The 16,874-nt window shown below is 69.2% G+C and carries 16 protein-coding genes; 1 reads left to right on the top strand and 15 read right to left on the bottom strand.

The features are described 5' to 3' along the window. The 15 genes from H1Q64_RS06475 to H1Q64_RS06545 all read right to left on the bottom strand — a co-directional run bounded on the left by H1Q64_RS06475 (position 1) and on the right by H1Q64_RS06545 (position 15,866). On the bottom strand, positions 1-234 hold the full coding sequence (locus H1Q64_RS06475; RefSeq protein ID WP_237904852.1) for a hypothetical protein: 234 nt from the start codon (positions 232-234) through the stop codon (positions 1-3). Further along, positions 231-2,438: a 3'-5' exonuclease gene (locus tag H1Q64_RS06480; RefSeq protein WP_237904853.1), complete on the bottom strand. Its 2,208-nt coding sequence runs from the start codon at positions 2,436-2,438 to the stop codon at positions 231-233. Before H1Q64_RS06480 ends, H1Q64_RS06475 begins: the two co-directional genes overlap by 4 nt. Then, positions 2,435-2,839, bottom strand: coding sequence for a response regulator transcription factor (locus H1Q64_RS06485; RefSeq protein ID WP_237904854.1), 405 nt, complete (start codon positions 2,837-2,839; stop codon positions 2,435-2,437). Before H1Q64_RS06485 ends, H1Q64_RS06480 begins: the two co-directional genes overlap by 4 nt. Before the next feature lie 219 nt (positions 2,840-3,058). Beyond that, the gene (locus H1Q64_RS06490) at positions 3,059-4,204 is read right to left on the bottom strand and encodes an SPOR domain-containing protein (RefSeq protein WP_237904855.1); all 1,146 of its coding nucleotides are present in this window, start codon (positions 4,202-4,204) and stop codon (positions 3,059-3,061) included. 192 nt (positions 4,205-4,396) lie between these two features. Next, positions 4,397-5,314 (bottom strand): allantoinase PuuE, encoded by a 918-nt coding sequence (gene puuE, locus H1Q64_RS06495; protein WP_237904856.1) that lies wholly within the window; start codon positions 5,312-5,314, stop codon positions 4,397-4,399. Positions 5,315-5,348: 34 nt separating this feature from the next. Then, complete coding sequence (locus H1Q64_RS06500) at positions 5,349-5,924, bottom strand: septation protein A (protein ID WP_237904857.1); 576 nt, start codon at positions 5,922-5,924, stop codon at positions 5,349-5,351. Positions 5,925-5,990: 66 nt separating this feature from the next. Then, positions 5,991-7,064 carry a lipid A deacylase LpxR family protein gene (locus H1Q64_RS06505; protein WP_237904858.1) on the bottom strand — a complete coding sequence of 358 codons (1,074 nt, stop codon included), beginning with the start codon at positions 7,062-7,064 and terminating at the stop codon, positions 5,991-5,993. Positions 7,065-7,151: 87 nt separating this feature from the next. Further along, entirely contained in the window at positions 7,152-8,681 is a 1,530-nt protein-coding gene (locus H1Q64_RS06510) for an AMP nucleosidase (protein WP_237904859.1), read from the bottom strand. Between the two features lie 94 nt (positions 8,682-8,775). Beyond that, complete coding sequence (gene ftsY / locus H1Q64_RS06515; RefSeq protein ID WP_237904860.1) at positions 8,776-9,996, bottom strand: signal recognition particle-docking protein FtsY; 1,221 nt, start codon at positions 9,994-9,996, stop codon at positions 8,776-8,778. 16 nt (positions 9,997-10,012) lie between these two features. Continuing rightward, entirely contained in the window at positions 10,013-11,272 is a 1,260-nt protein-coding gene (mtaB, locus tag H1Q64_RS06520) for a tRNA (N(6)-L-threonylcarbamoyladenosine(37)-C(2))-methylthiotransferase MtaB (RefSeq protein ID WP_237904861.1), read from the bottom strand. Positions 11,273-11,317: 45 nt separating this feature from the next. After that, positions 11,318-12,154: a diaminopimelate epimerase gene (dapF, locus tag H1Q64_RS06525; protein WP_237904862.1), complete on the bottom strand. Its 837-nt coding sequence runs from the start codon at positions 12,152-12,154 to the stop codon at positions 11,318-11,320. Positions 12,155-12,228: 74 nt separating this feature from the next. Next, a complete protein-coding gene (locus H1Q64_RS06530; protein WP_237904863.1) occupies positions 12,229-12,543 on the bottom strand; it encodes a hypothetical protein in 315 nt (104 codons plus the stop codon). A 155-nt stretch (positions 12,544-12,698) separates the two neighbouring features. Next, positions 12,699-13,133 carry a GtrA family protein gene (locus H1Q64_RS06535; RefSeq protein WP_237904864.1) on the bottom strand — a complete coding sequence of 145 codons (435 nt, stop codon included), beginning with the start codon at positions 13,131-13,133 and terminating at the stop codon, positions 12,699-12,701. A gap of 2 nt (positions 13,134-13,135) precedes the next feature. Beyond that, on the bottom strand, positions 13,136-14,182 hold the full coding sequence (locus H1Q64_RS06540; protein ID WP_419468822.1) for a glycosyltransferase family 2 protein: 1,047 nt from the start codon (positions 14,180-14,182) through the stop codon (positions 13,136-13,138). 55 nt (positions 14,183-14,237) lie between these two features. Beyond that, positions 14,238-15,866, bottom strand: coding sequence for a hypothetical protein (locus tag H1Q64_RS06545; protein WP_237904865.1), 1,629 nt, complete (start codon positions 15,864-15,866; stop codon positions 14,238-14,240). A 261-nt stretch (positions 15,867-16,127) separates the two neighbouring features. Here H1Q64_RS06545 and leuD point away from each other — a divergent pair, with 261 nt between their 5' ends. Beyond that, entirely contained in the window at positions 16,128-16,739 is a 612-nt protein-coding gene (gene leuD / locus H1Q64_RS06550) for a 3-isopropylmalate dehydratase small subunit (RefSeq protein ID WP_145677319.1), read from the top strand. The last annotated feature ends 135 nt before the right edge of the window (positions 16,740-16,874 follow it).

Below are 16,874 nucleotides of genomic sequence, written 5' to 3' on the forward strand. Positions count from 1 at the left end.
TCAGCGCCCCCCGCGTTCCAGAAGCACCGCCGACAGCGCGATCACCCCGCCCCACACCCCCAACGCGTACACGTACAGCAGCGGCAGGCCGAGCAGCGTGTCGCCGGCGCCGAAGACGCGCAGCAGCGGCGGGTTGAAGGCGACCACGCCGAACAGGAACAGCGCGATCAGGCTGTCGGCGCCCGCCCGGCGCGGTGGAGGGGGTGCGGGTTGCGGGGCGGGGCCCCCGGTCAAAAGGCGCGCTCCCGCGCCGCCAGCTCGACGATGATGTTGGCGCCGCGGATGGCGTCGTCGAGCGTGCGGACGTCGCGTTCCTTGAGCATCTCGACCATGCGCAGGAAGACCGCGGCGGTGACGAGGCTGTCGCCCAGCGCCGTGTGGCGGTCCACCACCTCGATCCCCAGCCGCTCGGCGATGCCGTCCAGCGTGTGGTCGCCGCCCTCGCCGAGCAGCATCCGCGACAGCAGCATGGTGTCGAGCACCGGGCTGTCGAAGCGCACCCCCGAGGCCCGCTCCTTCATCTTCAGGAATTTCAGGTCGAAGGCGGCGTTGTGGGCGATCAGCACGGCGCCCGACACGAAGCCGCGGAACTGCGGCAGCACCTTGTCGATGGTCGGCTTGTCGGCGACCATCGCGTCCGTGATGCCGTGGAAGGGGATCGATTCCGGCGGGATGGTCCGCTTCGGGTTGACCAGCGTGTTGAAGGTCTCGCCGGTCAGGATGCGCCCGCCGACGACGCGCACGGCGGCGATCTGGATGATCTCGTCGCCGGTGCTGGGGGAGAGGCCCGTCGTCTCGGTGTCGAAGACCACGTAATGGAGCTGGTCGAGCGGCGTGCGGCCAAGCTCGCTGGTGGCCAGCGGCTGGTGCAGCAGGTTGAAGTCGAAGAATTCCGGCCGCGCCCCGCCGCGCGCCGCGGTGTGGGCGGAGGGCGGCTTCAGCGCGGGCGGCAGCGGCACGCGCAGGCGCGACAGCAGCTCGCCTTCCGATCCCGGCCCCTTCACCGGCTCGCTCCACATCGTGCTCTTGTGGTGCTGGAGCACGTCGCCGACCGTCAGGCCGCCCAGCGCGTCGGGCAGCGGGTGGTCGAGCCAGCTGTCCACGATGCCGCTGGGCACCGATGGGCCGCACCAGGTGATGTCCAGATAGACCCAGCTGTCCCCCGGCTCCACCGACAGGTCGTAGGCAGGGACCCCGGTCAGCGCGTAGACGTATTCGATCAGATAGCCGACCAGGATGACGAGGCTGTAGCTGTCGCCGTGCACCCATTGCGGCAGCCCGGTCAGCGTCACGCCGTACTGGGCGTCCGGCCCCACGCGGTGGCGGATCAGGTTGATGAGGTTGGTGGAGTGGATGTCGCTCATCGGCCAGGAGCCGGTGACGACGCTGCGGTACGCGTTGGTGACGTGGGTCAGCCGCTCCGACAGGGTGTTGGACGACTCCATCAGCGCGGCCTGGAAGGCCGCGCGCTCCTCCGGCCCCAGCTCCGGCGTGTCGTCCAGCGTCTCCAGCACGGCGCGCAGGTTGGCGATGGGGGCGCAGAAGCCCTCCGTCGCCTCGCGCAGCAGGGCGTCGCGCTGGCCGAGCGCGGCTAGTTCGCTGGTCGCGTCCGACAGCGTGATGACGTAACCGGTGATGGTCGGCGGCTCGTCCGAGCCCTCCGGCGGGTCCTGCAGGATGGCGCTCATCCGCCCGGCCAGCAGGATGCGCCCGTCGGTGGTGGCGCCGACGAACTGGGCGGTGGTGCCGTGCTCGTGGTTGACGTGCCGCCCCTCGCGCACGCGCAGGGTCAGCCGCTCCAGCGTGTGGGTGACCGGCTCCGCCACCACGAAATGCAGCAGGGAGCGGCCCAGCCCGAGGTCGCCGGCCAGATGCAGGATGTCGAGCGCCGTCTGGTTGTAGAGCAGGATCTGGTGCTTGAGGTTGCAGACCAGGACGCCTTCGTGCAGGTCGCGCAGGACGGCGGCCAGCCGCGTCTTCTGCTCCTCCGCCTTGGCGGTCGATTCGGCGACGGTGCGCGCGGTGTCGCGGCGGGCGGCGGCCAGCTTGTCCGACAGCTCGTTGACCGCCTTGGCCACCGGGGCGAGGTCGCCGTAGCGCGCCAGCGGGATGCGTGCGCCGGTCTTGCCGTCCGCCGTGCCATGGGCGATCAGCCCGGCCTCGCGGCTCAGCGTTTCCGAGGCGCGCAGCAGACGCCGGTCGACCAGCCCCCACAGGCCCCAGACCGCAGCGGTGACGGCGGCGGTCATGGTGATGGCGTAGGTGACGAAGGCGTTCGGGTCGCCGTTCGCGCTGAAGCCGACCGCGGCCCCCACCGAGAGCAGGGGCAGGCCGACGCCAGCGGCGCGGAAGGCCAGGGGAATGATCCGGCGCGGCTCCGCCGGGGTGGTTGCCGGAGCGGCGGCTCCGGCGGTTCCGGTGGTCGCCGGGGCGCTCATGGCTGAGGCTCCGCGGTTCCGCCCTGGTTGCTTTCGGGGTTCAGGTATTTGCGGACGGTGGTGACGAGGTCGCGGGTCGAGAAGGGTTTGGTGATGTAGTCGGTGGCGCCCAGCGCCATGCCCTTCTGCCGCTCCACGTCGCGGCTCTTGGCCGTCAGCATGATGATGGGCAGCGACTGGTAGGCGGGATTGGCGCGCAGCGACTGGCAGACGTCGAACCCGTCGCGCCGCGGCATCATGGCGTCCAGCAGGATCAGGTCAGGCGTGCTTTCCGCAACCGATTCAAGGGCTTCCTCGCCGTTGCGGGCGATGCGTACGGCAAAGCCCGCCTTCTGCAGCAGGACCTGCAGAGAGAGGACGATGCTGGGCTCATCGTCGGCGACCAGGATCGTCGGCTTCATACCAGGGTTTCCTCCGGTTCGCCGGTCTGATGCGCCGGCTTCTTGCGGCTGCGCTTGTTCTAATATGCGTGCCTGTTCAATCCCATGTTAGCGGCAAGGAGAAGGACAGATCAAGACGAAGCCCGCCCGCAATACCGAAATTGCGGGCGGGCTTTTCCAAAGGAAAGAAGCGGAATAGAGAGGAGCGACAGTTTGTCGCGGCGGCGCCGTTGCCTGCGGTCAGCGCGTCGAGACGACGATGGGCTGCGCTTCCACCTTGCCCTTCAGCGACGCGGCGGCCTGACGGGCGGCGGCGGTGTCGGCATAGCCGCCGACGCGGACGACGTGCCAGGACCGCTGCTCGGCGTCGGTCCAGTCCAGCGCGTAGGCGTTGAAGCCGAGACCGCGCAGGCGGCGGACCAGCCCTTCGGCGTTGTCGGCCTGCTGGAAGGACCCGACCTGCACGGTGTAGCGCCCGTCCGGAGCGGCGGTGGACGCCGGCGGCGTCAGCACGCCCGACGATGACGCCGTAGCGGGCGCCGTGGCAGGCGGGGTGGAGGCGATCTTGGGCGCTGGCTTGGCGGGCTGCGGCGCCGGGCGCGCCGCGGCGGCTTGGCGCTGGGCCGCGGCCGGCGGGGCCGACAGCATGGCCTGAAGCTCCGCCGTTTCCGTGGTCTTCACGGGGGGCGGGGCCTTGGCGGGCTCGGCCGGGGGCGAGGCCGTGGCCGAAGCCGGCGGATGCGCCGAGGTCTTCGCGCTCTCCGCTGTTTCCACGGGGTGCGGCGCGGGGACGGGGTCGGCCGGCTTGGTGACGGCCGGAGCGGGCGACGGCAGGGCCGGCGGTTCCGGCACCTTCAGCGCCGGCGGCGGAATCTGCGGCAGCGCCATGGGCGGCGTGGCCACGGCGGGCGCCGGTGCGACGACGGTCTGCGTCTGCATCGGCGGCTGGGCCGGCGTCTGTTGGGCCGGCGCAGGGGCCGCGCGGGTGATCAACGCCTCCGGCTTTGCCGGAGCCACGGCGCTGGGCGAGGCACCGCCGGGGGCCGGGGCGCTGGGGACGGCGGTGATGAGCGGTGCCGGGGGCGCGGACGGCGCCTCCCCGCCCTGATCCAGCATCACGACGACCGCGCCGATGCCGATGGCGGCGGCCAGCGCCGCGGCGATCTTGCCGATGGGCAGGTGCCGCTCCGCCTTCCGCCCGGCGTCCGGGGACAGGAGATCGTCCTCCTCCGCCGGGTCGGCCTTCAGGTCGTCGTTGAGGGCGCGCAGAAGGCGGGCGATGTCGTCCCGGGCCTCCCCGCCATCGTCGGCGAGGGCATCCGCCATGGGACGCGCCTTGTGATCCGCCGTCTGACCGGCGGCCTTCATCTCATCCTTGAACGTCACGGCGGCGTGCGCACCCAGTTGAAGATCGCAAGGAATCGGCAGTCACGGGACCGCGGGTCCGAAAGGGCCGCGCCGCGATCCAAAGACCTTCTACTGTATTTCGACGTTCGTTCAAACGCCGATGCGACGAATTGGCGTGAGAAAGTTGGGCCGGGAGCGCGCTCGGGTCGCTTCTTCCCGGCTCAGGCCGGTTCAGGCCGTTGGGCGGTAGGGATGCTCGGCCATCCAGTGGCGGGCGATGTCCAGCCGGGTGGCAACCCACGCCTTATCGTGGCCCCGCACATAGTCGAGGAAGCGGGCCAGCGCCGCGGCGCGTCCCGGCCGCCCGACCAGACGGCAATGCAGCCCGATCGACATCATCTTCGGCTGGTCTTCGCCTTCGGCGTAGAGCACGTCGAAGCTGTCCTTCAAATAGGTGAAGAACTGCTCGCCGGTGTTGAAGCCCTGGTTGGTCGCGAAGCGCATGTCGTTGGCGTCGAGCGTGTAAGGCACGATCAGCTGCGGCCGGCCGAAGCGGTCGTCCCAGTAGGGCAGGTCGTCAGCGTAGCTGTCGGCGTTGTAGAGGAAGCCGCCCTCCTCCGACACCAGCTTCCAGGTGTTGGGGCTGCACCGCCCGAGATACCAGCCGAGCGGTCGGGAGCCGGTCACGCGGGTGTGGACCTCGATGGCGCGCAGCATGTGCTCGCGCTCCACCTCCTCCGGCAGATGCTGGTAGTCGATCCAGCGGTAGCCGTGGGTGGCGATCTCCCACCCGGCGTCCTGCATGGCGCGGACGGCGTCCGGGTTGCGCTCCAGCGCCATGGCGACGCCGTAGACGGTCACCGGCAGGCCGCGCTCCGTGAACATCCGGTGCAGCCGCCAGAAGCCGGCGCGGGACCCGTACTCGTAGATCGACTCCATGTTCATGTGCCGCATGCCGACGATGGGCTGGGCACCGACGATCTCCGACAGGAAGGCTTCCGACGCGGCGTCGCCGTGCAGGACGCAATTCTCTCCACCCTCCTCGTAGTTGATGACGAACTGCACCGCCACCCGCGCCCCGCCCGGCCAGTAGGGGTGCGGCGGACGGGACCCGTAGCCGATCAGGTCGCGCGGGTAGTCATGTGACATGGTGGAGGCGCTCCGTCAGGGAGGAGGGGGGCGGTCAGGAGGCGGAGGACGAAGACTTCTCGGTGGACTGCTCCTCCGGCACCTGATGGCGCAGGATCAGCGGGGCCTGGAAGGCGCTGAACAGCAGGGTCAGCGGCATGATGCCGAACACCTTGAAGTTGACCCAGGCGTCGGTGGTCATGGTGCGCCACACCACCTCGTTCAGCGCGGCCAGCAACAGGAAGAACCACGCCCAGCGGATCGCCAGCGTGCGCCAGCCCGCGTCGGACAGGTTCAGGACGGATCCCAGAACGTGCTTCAGCACGTTGCGCCGCGTCAGATGCGCCGCAAACAGGACCGCGGCGAACAGCAGGTTGACCAGCGTCGGCTTGATCTTGATGAACAGGTCGTCCTGAAGCCACAGCGTCAGCCCGCCGAACAGCAGGACGAAGCCCGCCCCGACCACCGGCATCACCGGCACCTTGCGTTCGAACCGCCAGGAGACCAGCACGGAAATGCTGATCGCCACCATGAAGACGGCGGTGCCGATCATGATGCCGGCCTGGGAATTGGCGATGAAGAAGGCCGCCAGCGGGCCGGCTTCGATCAGCAGTCGGGCGTATTGGTTCATGATCCTCACATAGACCGAACCGGGCCTGGGATAAAGAGGGAAGCGAGGGGACGCCCCCGCGCCCGGTCAGAACCGGTAGGAGGCGCGGATCGAACCGTAGTTGCTGTAGGATTTCTGCCCCTTAAACTCCGGCGACAGGAAATTCTGGGCGTAGGAGATTCCGAACCGGTCGTAGCGCAGCGTCACGCCGAGCTGGAAGGCGGCGATGAAGTTGTTTTTGTCCACCGACCGGCTGTCGCGGAAGCTGTTGCCGTCGAGGAAGATGTTGCGGGCGACGGCGCGCCCCTCCGCCCCGGCATAGACGTACCAGGAGAAGGGCGGGCGCGGCGCCCCCGCGGCCACGCTGTCCTGATAGGGGATGCTGGCGGTCGGGCGCAGGATCAGCGCGCCGACCGGCGGCGCCATGTTGCCGCCCAGCCGCATCGTGACGCCGGCCCCGCCGAAGGTCAGGACATTGCCGACGCTGGCCGTGACGTGGGGGCTGATGTCCGCCTCGAAGGGGCCGATGCGCGCCGGGCGCTCGGTGCGCCAGACATGCTCGTAGCTCAGGATGATGCCCGGCTCGTTCTTGAGCTGGTAGTCCCAGCCCTCCGGCCAGCGGGCGCCCGGCACGATGCGATGCACCGTCTTCTGGGTCTGCTCCGCCAGCGAGGCCGGGCCGACCATGCCGATGTCCAGGTCGATGCGGTCCACCTGCCGCGTCTCTTCGGAAATCACCGACAGGCGCCCGTACAGCCAGCCGGCGTAGGGGCGATCGGTGGCGTCGGGGATCGGCTTGGTGATGTCGCTGGGGGTGTACATGTTCTGGCCGAAGGCGATGCCGTAGCGCCGCACCCCATGCTCCCCGATCCAGGGGACGAGGTTAGCCAGCCAGTCGATGTTGCCGTAGGTCGGGCGCTCGCCGGAGACGTAGTAGAACTGGACTCCGTTCGTGTAGTAACGGTCCGTCCCGCCGCCGAACAGGTCGTTGTCGACCCAGAAGCCGATGGACGGGCCGGACCGGGGCGTGGTTTCCGCTGGCGGAGTGGTGTCCTTGTTCGGAACGCTGTCCGCCTCTGGTGCGCTTTGGGCCAGCACCGGCCCCGTCGCCAGCCCGAGAGAAAGGGCGGCGATGACGCTCCAACCTGCACGCACGGCCATAATCGTCGAGTTTCCTTGTTGCCGGGCATCCTAAGATAGTACGCAGCCGCCCTTCGGCGCCTGCACTTTCGGATGAGGCAAGATGGCTTACTGGAAGGCGGCCTCGGCGAAGCTGCGCAGCTTGCGGGAATGCAGGGTTTCCATGCCGTGCTCGCGCAGAAGCTCCATGGCCAGCACGCCGATCTTCAGGTGCTGGTCCACCCGCTCGCGGTAGAAGCGGTCGGCCATCCCCGGCAGCTTCAACTGCCCGTGCATCGGCTTGTCGGAAACGCAGAGCAGCGTGCCGTAGGGAACGCGGAAGCGGAAGCCGTTGGCGGCGATGGTGGCGCTTTCCATGTCCAGCGCGACGGCGCGGCTCTGGCTGAAGCGCATCAGCGGCTCGCGGTGGTCGCGCAGTTCCCAGTTGCGGTTGTCGATGGTCGCCACAGTGCCGGTGCGCATGATGCTTTTCAGCGCGTAGCCGGACAGGCCGGTCACCCGCTCCACCGCCGTCTCCAGCGCGCGCTGCACCTCGGCCAGCGCCGGGACGGGCACCCAGGTCGGCAGGTCGGCGTCCAGCACATGGTCGTCGCGGACATAGCCGTGGGCCAGCACATAGTCGCCCAGCCGCTGCGTGCTGCGCAGCCCGGCGCAATGGCCCAGCATGATCCATGCGTGCGGGCGCAGCACGGCGATGTGGTCGGTGATCGTCTTGGCGTTGGACGGGCCGACGCCGATGTTGACCAGCGTGATGCCGTTGCCGTCCGGGCGGGTCAGGTGGTAGGCGGGCATCTGCGGCAGGCGGAGCAGCCGCGCGCCGTTGGTGGGCGCCTCGCCGGGGCCGCCACCCAGATTGGCGTTCTGAACGATGACGCCGCCGGGCTCCACGAAGCGGTCGTACTGGCTGCGGTAAGCGGCCAGTTCGGCATCGGCGGTCGGCTCCATGATCTCGCGGGCCATGCGGATGAACTCGTCCACATAGAACTGGTAGTTCGTGAACAGGACGAAGTTCTGGAAATCCTCCGGCGCCGTCGCCGTGTAGTGGCGCAGCCGGTGCAGCGAGAAATCCACACGCGGCGCGGTGAACAGGGCCAGCGGCTTCACCGCGTCCAGCGACTCCTCGTAGGTGCCGTTGACGATGGTGTCGTCCATGCGGGCGAGGTCGGGCAGGTCGAACAGATCAGGCAGCCCGGCCAGCCGCTCCGGCGTCAGGTCGCCCTCGACATGCATGCCCTGGGGGAAGGCGAAATGGATGGGGATGGCCTCGTCGCTGATTCCGACCTCCAGCGGAACATGGTGGTTGCGCAGCAGGAGCGAGAGCTGTTCGCGGTAATAGCGGTCAAACAGGTCGGGGCGGGTCAGCGTCGTGGAATAGGTACCCGGCCCCTCGACGAAGCCGTAGGCCAGCCGCGTGTCCACCGTGGCCGCCGAGGCGGTGGAGAGGCGGACGTAGGGATAATGGGCCTGTTCCCGCCGTCCACCGTCCTCGCCGCGGGTGAAGGCGGCGAAGCGGTCGCGCAGATAGGCGGTGTTGCGGTCGTAGAGGTCCTTGACGAGGGCCAGGGCGGCGTCCGCGTCGGTGAAGCGCTCGACAGGACCGGGGGGCACGGGGGAGGGGGAGATCTTGGCAGCCGTCATAGTCTTCAGATAGGGCTTGGGCGAAGCTGTCGGAAGTCCCTTTCTCGCCCGGCCCCCCTGCCTGTGCCCCCTGCCTGTGCCTTGGGGGGCGCCGTTACTGGGACGGCAACCCCATCAGCGACTTGGCGAACTGGTCGGCGTCGAAAGGGCGCAGGTCGTAGACGCCCTCGCCGATGCCGATGGCGTGCACCGGCAGCTTGAACCGCTCGGCCAGCGAGACCAGCACGCCGCCGCGCGCCGACCCGTCCAGCTTGGTCAGGATCAGGCCGGAGACGTTCACCATGTCGCGGAACACCTCGACCTGATTGTGCGCGTTCTGGCCGGTGGTGGCGTCCAGCGTCAGCAGGGTGGTGTGCGGGGCGCTCTCGTCCACCTTCTTGATGACGCGGACGATCTTGCGCAGCTCCTCCATCAGGCCGGCCTTGTTCTGCAGGCGGCCCGCGGTGTCGATCAGCAGGATGTCCACGCCCTGGCGCCGCGCCTCCTCCAGCGCGTCGAAGGCGAGGCCGGCGGCGTCGGCCCCGGTGTCGCGGGCGATCACCGGGCAGCCGGTGCGCTCGCCCCAGATCTTCAGCTGGCTGACCGCGGCGGCGCGGAACGTGTCGCCGGCGGCCAGCATGACCGTCTTGCCCTCAGCACGGAACTGGCGGGCCAGCTTGCCGATGGTCGTGGTCTTGCCGGTGCCGTTGACGCCGACCACCAGGATGACGTGGGGCTTCAGCGCGCCGTCGATCTCCAGCGGCTTGGCCACCGGACCGACGATCTTCGCCACTTCGGCGGCCAGCGTGGCCTTGACTTCTTCCGGGCTGACCTCCTTGCCGAAGCGGGTGCGGGCCAGCTCCGCCGTCACCTTGGCCGCCGTGGTCGGGCCGAGGTCGGCGGTGATGAGCAGCTCCTCCAGCTCCTCCAGCGCCTCGTCGTCGAGCTTGCGCTTGGTGAAGATGCCGGAGATGCCCTCGGTCAGCTTGGACGAGGACTTGGACAGGCCGTCCTTCAGCCGGGCGAACCAGCCCTTCTTGGGCTTCTCCTCTTCGGCCGTCAGGGCCGCGGGGAGGTCGTCACGGACGATCTCCGGCGCGTCCTCGCGCTCCTCCGGCTCGGACGGCGGAGCGATGGGCGGCGGGGGCGGGGTCTCGACCGCGGGCGGGGGCGGGAGTTCGGGTTCCGGCACCACCTCGGGCACCGGGGGCGGCTCCTCGGCGACCGGCTCCGGAACAGGCGGCTCCTGGACAACCGGCTCCGGGAGCGGGGCGGTCGTCTCGTCCTTGCGGGCTTGCTCTTCGGGCTTCTTGCGGCCGAACCAACGCAGGATCATGGTGTGTCCACTGTTCTCAAAGGGGGGTGCCGGTCAGCGCGCCGCCGGCCACGCCGGTGACCGTGGCGCGCAGGACGGAGCCGGGGGGCCGGGGCGTGCCCAGGCGGATTTCGGCGAAATGCTGGGTGCGGCCGAGATCGTCCTTCTCGACCAGCACCGACACCTCGCGCCCGACCAGCGAGGCCAGCGTGCGGGCCTCTGCCTCGGCGCCGAGCGCGCGCAGACGGGCCGCGCGCTCCTTGCGGAGGCCGCCGTCGACCTGCGGCATGCGGGCGGCCGGGGTGCCGGGGCGCGGGCTGTAAGGGAAGACATGCAGCCAGGTCAGGCCGCACTCCTCGACCAGCCGCAGCGTGTTCTCGAACATCTCGTCGGTTTCCGTGGGGAAGCCGGCGATGAAGTCGGCGCCGAACACCATGTCGGGGCGCAGGGAGCGCACACGCTCGCAGAAGGCGATGGCGTCGGCGCGGCTGTGCCGGCGCTTCATGCGCTTCAGGATCATGTCGTCGCCGGCCTGGAGCGAGAGGTGGAGGTGCGGCATCAGCCGCGGCTCCGTCTCGATCAGCCGCCACAGGTCGTCGTCGATCTCGATGCAGTCGAGCGAGGACAGGCGCAGCCGCGGCAGGTCCGGCACCAGCGCCAGCAGACGGCGCACCATCTGGCCCAGCGTCGGCGTGCCCGGCAGGTCGGGGCCGAAGCTGGTGATGTCCACGCCGGACAGCACGACCTCGTTGTAGCCGGCCTTCACCAGCGCCTGCACCTGCTCCACCACCGCGCCGATGGGGACGGAGCGCGACGGGCCGCGGCCATAGGGGATGATGCAGAAGGTGCAGCGGTGGTCGCAGCCCTGCTGGACCTGGACGAAGGCGCGCGCCCGGTCCTCGAAGCCGCCGATCAGATGGCCGGCGGTCTCCTTGACCGACATGATGTCGTTGACCAGCACCTTCTCCGCCGGGGCCAGACCCCAGCTTTCCGGCTGCAGCTTCTCCTGGTTGCCCAGAACCTGATCGACCTCCGGCATGGCGCCGTAGCGCTGCGGGTCGATCTGGGCGGCGCAGCCGGTCACCACGATGCGGGCGTTCGGCCGCTCACGGCGCAGCTTGCGGATGGTCTGGCGGGCCTGCCGTTCCGCTTCCGAGGTCACCGCGCAGGTGTTGACGATGACGACGTCTTCCAGCCCGGCGTTGCGGGCGTGGGTACGCATCACCTCGGATTCGTAGGTGTTCAGGCGGCAGCCGAAGGTGACGATCTCCGGCTCGTTGGTCACAGTGTCGCTCATGCTCTTTCAGCCTAACGGGCGGCCCTACGCTTCAATGGAGGGCGCTCAGACGGCGACCAGCTCCGGAGACAGCCGCCCGGTGTAGCTGAGGGCGACCGGGCCGGTCATCAGGACGTGGCCATCCTCACGCCATTCGATGGTCAGGGTGCCACCGTCCAGGATCACGTCGACCTTGCGGTTGGTCAGCCCGCGGCGGATCGCGGCGACCGCGGTGGCGCAGGCGCCGGTTCCGCAGGCCTGGGTGATGCCGGCCCCGCGCTCCCACACCCGCATGCGGACGGCGGTGGGGGACAGCACCTGGACGAACTCGACGTTGGTGCGCTCGGGGAAGGCCGGGTGGTTCTCAAACACCGGGCCGACCTCGGCCAGCGGCACCGCCTCGGCGTCGTCCACGAAGAAGACGGCGTGCGGGTTGCCCATGTTGACGGCGACCGGACCGGCGAAGCCGCCGTGCGACACCGCGTCGAGGCGCAGCGTGTCCGCCGGTTCCGCCAGCGGGATCTGCGTCCAGTCCAGATTGGCCTGACCCATGTCCACGGTGATGCGCCCGTTGTCGGCGCGGCTGGCCCGCAGGACGCCGGCGTTGGTCTCGAAGGCGACGCGCTCCGCCCCCGCCTCCTCCATCAGCAGCCAGCCGACGCAGCGCGAGGCGTTGCCGCAGGCCGACACCTCGCCGCCGTCGGCGTTGCGGATGCGCATGAAGCCCGCCGTGCCGTCCGTTTTCGCCGGCTCGATCACGATGAACTGGTCGCAGCCCACCCCGGTCTTGCGGTCGGCAATGGCACGCACCTCGGCCTCGGCCGGCGAGTACGGCGTTTTGCGGGCGTCGATCACGACAAAGTCGTTGCCGAGTCCGTGCATCTTCAGGAATTCGCGCGTCATGACCGCCGTTATATGGCGACCGGGCCTGCGGAGTCCATGGCTGCACGGGGGGGCGAGGCAAACAGTTCACGGGGTCACTGGGTTTCGGCCCCGCCGGTGTCGGCCGTGTCGCCATCGGGCAGGGGGGCGCCGGACGCCGGCGGGATGCCTTCCAGCAGGTCGAGCATCCGGGCGAGGGCATCCTCCGACTCGGGCCGCGGCGGCGTTCCGCCGGTCCGCTCCCACGCCTCGTAATCCCAGCCCGCGGCGCCCATCGCCATGTCGGGCAGCATGAAATGCCCGTCTGTGGCGTGGGTCGGCGGTCCGTGCGCGCGGGACAGCCCGACCAGCAGGGCTGCGGACACGGTGACTCCGGCCACCCAGGCCCACAGCACGTCGCTGTTGTTCATGGCTCCCTCCCGGCTCTTTGCCAAGGCAGGTCGGTGTCGGGGCCATTCCCGTTGGATGCGCCCCATCCCATGGACTTCGGGTGTTTGCGGCGGCGCACAATGAGGCTTCGGGAGATATCCGGAAGGAGAGGGGGGAGCCTGAGAGACTCTAAGGATCAGGCGCCCTTGAAAACCAGATGCTTGGAGGCGGCGAAGTTCAGCGCCATGCCGGACAGCGAGCCGGCGGCGACGGCCAGCACCGGGTGGGCCTCGGCCAGCGGCAGGGCGGCTTCCAGCCCGACCGAGACGCCGTAATTCACCGCTCCGCCGAAGGCGTTGGCGGCCAGGAAGGTCGCCCATTGCCGGTAGAGCGGCGCGTCGGCCGCCCCGCGGAAGGTGAAGGCGCGGTTCAGCGCGAAGGTCGTGGTGGCGGCGGCCAGATAAGCGGGGATGCGGGCGGCGAAGAACTCCAGCCCGGCGCCGAACACCAGCGCGTAGACCACCGCCGTGTCGACCACCAGACCGACCACGCCGACCAGGCCGAACTTGCCGAACTGCACGGCCAGCCGGCCGAGCCGGCTGTCGGACAGGGGGCCGAGGAGATCGCCCATGGTCAGGAGCCAGCGGCCTTGCGGACCGGATGGACGCCGGGCGCGGGAATTGACAGGTAGCGCATGCGCTTGGCCTCCCGGCGGCCCAGCGTGACCGTGTCGAGGATCAGCCCGCAGGTCAGGCTGAGGAAGCCCAGCAGCATCAGCCCGGTGGACAGCACGGCGGTGGGCAGGCGCGGCACCAGCCCGGTCTGCAGATAGGTCGCCACCACCGGCCAGGCGAGGATCACCGACGCCGCGGCGAGCGCGGCGAAGATGGCGAAGAAGAAGGGCAGGGGACGCTCCTCCTTCACCAGATTGACGATGGTGCGCAGGATGCGGACGCCGTCGCGGATGGTGTTCAGCTTGCTGTGCGACCCCGGCGGGCGGTCCTTGTAAGGGGCCTTGATCTCGGCGATGGGCATGTTCAGCTCCAGCGCGTGGACGGTCAGCTCCGTCTCCGTCTCGAAGCCGCTGGCCAGCGCCGGGAAGGACTTGATGAAGCGCCGCGAGAAGACGCGGTAGCCGGACAGCATGTCCTGGATGCGGTTGCCGAAGATCAGCGCGACCATGCCGGTCAGCAGCTTGTTGCCGAAGCGGTGGCCGGGCCGGTAGGCCTTGACGATCTCGGTGACGCGGGCGCCGTTGACCATGTCGAGTTGGTCGTCCCACAGCCGCTTGACCATCAGCGGCGCGGAAGGGGCGTGGTAGGTGTCGTCGCCGTCCACCAGCACGTAGACGTCCGCCTCAATGTCGGAGAACATCCGGCGCATGACGTTGCCCTTGCCCTGCAACGGCTCGTGCCGGACCACGGCGCCGGCGGCCTTCGCCACCTCCACCGTGCGGTCGGACGAGTTGTTGTCGTAGACGTAGACCGTCGCGTCAGGCAGCGCCTTGCGGAAATCCTGCACGACGGCGGCGATGGCCGTCTCCTCGTTGTAGCAGGGGATCAGAACCGCCACCACGGGGGTCATTGCGGGCGCCGTGTCCGGGTCCATGGCTGGAGCAACGGACGCTACGGCCCGGTCGGATTGATGGTCGGCCGGTCGATCAATGGTGGAGACGGTCATGGCGATGCGCTTCGAAACGGTGCCGGTGTAAGGTTAAACAGCACAATCGCCTGATTTAATCCACTGACCTTTCAAGGTCCGCCATTCGTTGCACGGCGCAGAGGTTCAGCGGCTCGCCCAGGTTGTTGGGGATGACGCGGCAGTTGTCCTGCGCCACTCGCAGCCCCAGCAGGGCGGCGGCCTTCGCAGCACCGGGCGTGTCGGGGATCGTGCTGAGCGTCAGGAAGCGCCCGCGGTGCGCCCCCACCTTGTCCTGCATCAGGGCGAGGTAGCCGTTGCCGACCGAGTCCGGCTGGAGGAAGTTGGACTGGATGCGCACGAAGGGGATGCGCGGCGGGAAGGCCGGGATGACGTGGGAAATCGCCCAGTAGCCAGCCATCAGCACCATCGTGTCGTCCGGGTCCTCGATGGGCGGCACGGCGGCCTCCACCCAGCGCTCGCTCCACGGCAGGCGGCCCCAGTCGGCGGGCCGGGCGGTGGCCTGGACCAGCAGCAGGAGCGCCGCCGCCAGAGCGAGCGCCCCCCGGCGCGGCACCGGCAGCAGACCCGCCGCCATGACGATGGCCAGCGGGGCCAGCATCTCCAGCGGCACCAGATAGCGGTAGATGCAGAACATCCCCACCCACAGCGCGTAGGTCACAGCCAGGGCGGTGAGCAGGTAGCGGGTGGCGGCTGTTTCGGTCAATCCCGCAGAGGGGCGGCGGAACAGCCGCCCGAGCAGTGCCAGCGCCGCGGCGACGGGCACGAGGAGGAACAGCACCAGGACGCGCAGGTCGAAGAAGGGGACCTCGCCGACCTTCAGCGGTGCGAAGGGGAAGACCAGCGGGAAGAACAGACGCTCCAGCCGCGAGTCCGGGAAGAAGCCGACGTTGACGTAGCCGGACAGCGCGGCGAAGGGCGATTTGAAGATCTGGTTCATGTGCGGGAAGACGGGGTTCCCGTACTCCACCCACAAATGGGCCATCCAGAAGCCGCCGCACAGCGCCAGCCCGCCCAGCACACCGACGCCGAAGAAGAAGGCCAGCCACAGCCGCCGCCAAGGCCGCGCCGGCAGAGCCAGGAAGGCGAGGCAGAGACCGACCGCGTAGATCACCGTTGGGTTCTTCATCCCCATCGCCGCCCCGGCCAGCAGCCCCGCCGCCGCCGCCCGCGCGAAGGCGCCGGGCGCCGGCCCGTCGATCAGCCGAGGCAGCGATCCCGCCACCACGACCAGCGCGCCGAGCACGCCCAGGCTGACCATGTTGTCGTGAAAGGTGGTGCCGAGCAGCCCCAGCGTGCCGCCCCCGAAGCCGGCCATCACCGCCAGCAGGGCGGCCAGGACCACCCGCGGCCCCGCGCCGCCGACGCGCAGCGTGGCGTGGGCCAGCAGGAAGGCCAGCGCCAGATTCAGCCCGTGCAGCGTCCCCCAGACGAAGCCCGCCGCGCGCGCCGGAAGATGGCTGGCGAGCAGATAAAAGGGCACGTCCAGCAGGGGGTTGTAGAAGCTGGGCATCTGCGCCGCCAGCATGTCCATGCCCAGTCGCCCGGTCAGCAGGGCGTAGGCGTTGTACCAATGGTAGTTCCGCAGGTCCCAGTTGGCGTCCATCCCGAGCGCCAACCCGAGCAGGCCGTAGAGCGGCGGGGCCAGCAGCAGAAAGGCGAGCGCCGCGGTGCGCGGGCGGCGGGCGGCGGGGAGCAAGGTCATGGAGATCGCGGAACCCAGGGGAACGTCCGCCCCTTGGTAGGCGAGGGAGCGCCCCGCAGCAAGGACGGGATGCCGGGTCGACGGCGGCGGAGGGAATTCGGGAGCAATTTCGTTGCGTCCGGCTGTGTTCCGGGATGCGGAATCGCGCGCCGCGAGCGGCTTTTGCGGCAAGCTTCCTCTGGCAATGGCGGGACGGGTCTGCTATTCACCGAACTCCGCATGCACACGCTTGCGCCTCTTTTGCGCGACAGGATTCTGGCGATGGAAAAGTTTACGGTTCTCACCGGTGTTGCGGCGCCGCTGCCGATGATCAACGTCGACACCGACATGATCATTCCCAAGCAATTCCTGAAGACCATCAAGCGGACCGGGCTGGGCAAGCATCTTTTCGACGAGATGCGCTACACCCCCGAGGGCGCCGAGGTCGCGGAATTCGTCCTCAACAAGCCGGCCTACCGCAGCGCCAAGATCCTCGTGTCGGGCGACAATTTCGGCTGCGGCTCCTCGCGTGAGCATGCGCCGTGGGCGCTGGCCGATTTCGGCATCCGCTGCATCATCGCGCCGAGCTTCGCGGACATCTTCTTCAACAACTGCTTCAAGAACGGCATCCTGCCGATCAAGCTGCCGAAGGAACAGGTGGACCTGCTGCTCGACGACGCGTCGCGCGGGTCGAACGCCATCGTTTCGGTGGATCTGGAGAAACAGGAGATCACCGGTCCGGACGGCGGCAAGATCAGCTTCGAGGTCGATCCCTTCCGCAAGCATTGCCTGCTGAACGGGTTGGACGACATCGGTCTGACCATGCAGCAGGCCGCCTTCATCGACCAGTATGAAGGCAAGCAGCGCGGCGGCCAGCCCTGGCTCTGGGGCTGAACCAAGCCAAACCGATACCGGCCCAATGGCATCAGGCCATGACGGCCTTGCGGACCGGCGGGGGTGGACCCAACTTCCGGCCTGTCGGTCCGCGAATTAGACAACACTGATAAAGTCTCCAATGGGGAGTGCGTG

Source organism: Azospirillum brasilense (assembly GCF_022023855.1).
Classification (GTDB): domain Bacteria; phylum Pseudomonadota; class Alphaproteobacteria; order Azospirillales; family Azospirillaceae; genus Azospirillum; species Azospirillum brasilense_F.

Excerpts from the sequence above, each read along its gene's own strand:
- ftsY (WP_237904860.1), bottom strand. The coding sequence starts at position 9,996 with ATGATCCTGCGTTGGTTCGGCCGCAAGAAGCCCGAAGAGCAAGCCCGC.
- puuE (WP_237904856.1), bottom strand. The coding sequence starts at position 5,314 with ATGTCACATGACTACCCGCGCGACCTGATCGGCTACGGGTCCCGTCCG.
- leuD (WP_145677319.1), top strand. The coding sequence starts at position 16,128 with ATGGAAAAGTTTACGGTTCTCACCGGTGTTGCGGCGCCGCTGCCGATG.
- dapF (WP_237904862.1), bottom strand. The coding sequence starts at position 12,154 with ATGACGCGCGAATTCCTGAAGATGCACGGACTCGGCAACGACTTTGTC.
- H1Q64_RS06480 (WP_237904853.1), bottom strand. The coding sequence starts at position 2,438 with ATGAGCGCCCCGGCGACCACCGGAACCGCCGGAGCCGCCGCTCCGGCA.
- H1Q64_RS06510 (WP_237904859.1), bottom strand. The coding sequence starts at position 8,681 with ATGACGGCTGCCAAGATCTCCCCCTCCCCCGTGCCCCCCGGTCCTGTC.
- H1Q64_RS06500 (WP_237904857.1), bottom strand. The coding sequence starts at position 5,924 with ATGAACCAATACGCCCGACTGCTGATCGAAGCCGGCCCGCTGGCGGCC.
- H1Q64_RS06505 (WP_237904858.1), bottom strand. The coding sequence starts at position 7,064 with ATGGCCGTGCGTGCAGGTTGGAGCGTCATCGCCGCCCTTTCTCTCGGG.
- H1Q64_RS06485 (WP_237904854.1), bottom strand. The coding sequence starts at position 2,839 with ATGAAGCCGACGATCCTGGTCGCCGACGATGAGCCCAGCATCGTCCTC.
- H1Q64_RS06530 (WP_237904863.1), bottom strand. The coding sequence starts at position 12,543 with ATGAACAACAGCGACGTGCTGTGGGCCTGGGTGGCCGGAGTCACCGTG.
- H1Q64_RS06540 (WP_419468822.1), bottom strand. The coding sequence starts at position 14,182 with ATGACCGTCTCCACCATTGATCGACCGGCCGACCATCAATCCGACCGG.
- H1Q64_RS06545 (WP_237904865.1), bottom strand. The coding sequence starts at position 15,866 with ATGACCTTGCTCCCCGCCGCCCGCCGCCCGCGCACCGCGGCGCTCGCC.
- mtaB (WP_237904861.1), bottom strand. The coding sequence starts at position 11,272 with ATGAGCGACACTGTGACCAACGAGCCGGAGATCGTCACCTTCGGCTGC.
- H1Q64_RS06535 (WP_237904864.1), bottom strand. The coding sequence starts at position 13,133 with ATGGGCGATCTCCTCGGCCCCCTGTCCGACAGCCGGCTCGGCCGGCTG.